The sequence below is a fragment of the Pseudomonas sp. genome (genome assembly GCF_026224925.1).
In the GTDB taxonomy this organism is placed as follows: Bacteria; Pseudomonadota; Gammaproteobacteria; order Pseudomonadales; family Pseudomonadaceae; genus Aquipseudomonas.
Map to the genome: position 1 here is coordinate 1 of NZ_JAMFRV010000298.1, position 2,455 is coordinate 2,455.

Annotated in this window: 3 protein-coding genes; 1 reads left to right on the forward strand and 2 read right to left on the reverse strand. The window is 58.9% G+C overall.

The window, feature by feature from the left end; translation table 11 throughout:
- The coding region (locus M0974_RS12825) for a PLP-dependent transferase (protein WP_297836883.1) at positions 1 to 168 on the forward strand (168 nt) is incomplete at its 5' end.
- A 151-nt stretch (positions 169 to 319) separates the two neighbouring features.
- Here M0974_RS12825 and M0974_RS12830 read toward each other — a convergent pair.
- Both M0974_RS12830 and M0974_RS12835 read right to left on the reverse strand, forming a co-directional pair.
- Positions 320 to 1,192 (reverse strand): DNA/RNA non-specific endonuclease, encoded by an 873-nt coding sequence (locus tag M0974_RS12830; protein ID WP_297836877.1) that lies wholly within the window; start codon positions 1,190 to 1,192, stop codon positions 320 to 322.
- Between the two features lie 277 nt (positions 1,193 to 1,469).
- Positions 1,470 to 2,165, reverse strand: a complete 696-nt coding sequence (locus tag M0974_RS12835; RefSeq protein ID WP_297836879.1) for a tRNA (adenine(22)-N(1))-methyltransferase TrmK — start codon at positions 2,163 to 2,165, stop codon at positions 1,470 to 1,472.
- Between the last annotated feature and the right edge of the window lie 290 nt (positions 2,166 to 2,455).

Sequence of the window (2,455 nt, forward strand, 5' to 3'; positions counted from 1 at the left end):
GGCGTGGAAAGCTTGATCGAACACCCAGCGATCATGACCCACGCCAGCATCCCCGCCGAAACTCGTGCGCAGTTGGGTATTGGCGATGGGTTGGTGCGGTTGTCGGTGGGGGTTGAGGATGTGGAGGATTTGCGGGCTGATTTGGCGCAGGCGTTGGGCCGGGTTTGAGTAGTTAGTTGGATTGAGTTTCGGTTTCGCTCATTGGCAGTCCTCTTGTCGATGCTATCTGGAAGAACCCAAAAGGGGACGCATTAGTTTTTGATTAAATAAATGCGTCCCCTTGTCCTGTCCACCCTTTGGGGTGCAGCTCATCAAGCCATCAAGTGCGCCCCACGGAACCTGTGACCGGTAGATTGCCCAGCAACTTTAGCCCGGTAGTCTTCACGAAAGCCTCATAGTCCATCGGCTTCTCGATACGGGTTTCAGCATTGGGCAGAACGTAGGCCCAAGCACGCTTGGACGATGTGTCGTAAACCAGCTTGAACAGACGGGTCGGCACCCAGACTTTGTTGTCGCCGATGGTGCTGTGGTCTTGGTCAAAGAGCGGCCCGGTAAAGACAAAAACGTTGCCATCGGCTCGCTTGGCAAACTTCCTGACATCAGACTCGACCTTACTCCAGATCTTCCGGTTGTTGGTGGGGTCTTGCGGCACCATGTTCGACAGCGCAAAGGATTGGGCCATTGCATTGGGGTTCGGTGCATCGGCAGCCGGGGATTGATGGCCACGGTCCACGGCCGGATGTTGGCTACGGTAGTCGCTCAACTCTGCCCGCCCACTCTCGGGGATGCGTGGGTCCGGGTAGAACTGGTTGGTGCGCTGCTCCCCTTTGGCATCTTGCAACTGGGCTGCATTAAGGCGTTCGACCACTACCAGCGGCGTCTTGCTGGTTTGCGAGTACAACACCGCAAAGTTGTCGGAACACAAAGCCAAGGGCTTCATGGTTGCAGGCACAGTGGCCGTGTTGATCGGTTGCGCTGCGGGGAACAGATCTGCGCAGCCGTCAAACGATGTCTGTTTCTGCTTATTTGAATAGAGTTCCAGGGCTGCGCTCTGGCTGATCGAGCCCGAGTGGGATGCCTGTGCATGATGCGGCGTGGGCGGATTGATGAGGTCCAACAGACCACGGGCTTCTGCCCCGGTCGAGAGCAAGACAAGGGCCGACAGCCCAACTGCAATTTTGCGTAGGTGCATGCTTTAAATCTTCGAATTGGATTGAGGGGTAAACGTACGACGAGTCCCGATTCACGGGATCAAGTGGAGGCGATTGCGGATTATATTGCGGCGAGCATGCTTTCACTGTCCTTGATCAAAATACCGATGCGGATCCGGTAGGCTCCGAGTGGTACGACCGCTGAGGGTCGTGCGGGGATTATTGACCATTGCACATCAGATTAGTGCTAAGCAGCGTTTACATTTTACGCGCCAATGCTCGCCGCTCGGCGACTGTTCATACAAACCTGGACCGCGCTCAAGCCAGCAGTTCGATGATCCACCGGGCCTGCCGGGCGATGTCTTGCACCTTCTCCTCGGGAACGGCCTGCCGCGCCCGGGCGAAGTTGCTCAGGGTCCGCCGCTTGTGGCGCAGCATGCGCTGCCACTTGACCAGGAACGCAGGGCTGCGTGCCTGCATCTGCAGCGGACCGAAGTACAGCTCCTCGGCGGTATACATCACCGGCCCGGTGCGTTCGGCGACGATGATTTCGTAGTCGAAGCGGTTTTCCCGCAGCACTTCCTCGCAGAGGATGCGGTAGCCATTTTCCATCAGCCATTGGCGCAGTGGCTGCTCGCCGCCGTTGGGCTGCAGGATCAGGCGCTCCCGGCCGCTCAGGCGCGCCTTGCCGCTGTCGAGGATGTCGCGGATCGTCTCGCCGCCCATGCCGCAGATGCTGATCACCGTGATCCCGTCTCCCGGCTCGATCGCCGCCAGGCCATTGGCCAGGCGCACGGTGATCCGCTGGTCCAGGCCGTTCTCGCGCACGGTACGTTCGGCCGCGCGGAACGGCGTCAATGCCACCTCGCCGGCCACTGCCGCCGCGATGACGCCACGGCGCATCAACGCCACCGGCAGGTAGCCGTGATCCGAGCCGATATCGGCCAGGTGCGCACCTGCTGGCACATACCCCGCCACGCGCTCCAGGCGCATGGACAATGTCTGTTCGTTCAACTGCAGTTCCTTTTCGGTAACACCTTGGCCATCGTATTCCTCGCTCGTCAAAAAGGTACGGTGCCCGTCTCTCATCGTCCAACCATCGCCGAAAGCATAAACGGCCGACACGTAACTGGCATCCCCTATTGAAGGATTGGAGGAAGCCCTGCAATGTCGCTTTGGCTCGTGTCATTAAAAGGTGCGCGATGTCAGTCCGGTACGCGTCAAAATCCTGGAGTTAAACACGCTGGATGGTGCTGGATTTCACTGGTTCCCGCTGGAGCGAAAATGAGTGGGTCGAGCACCCC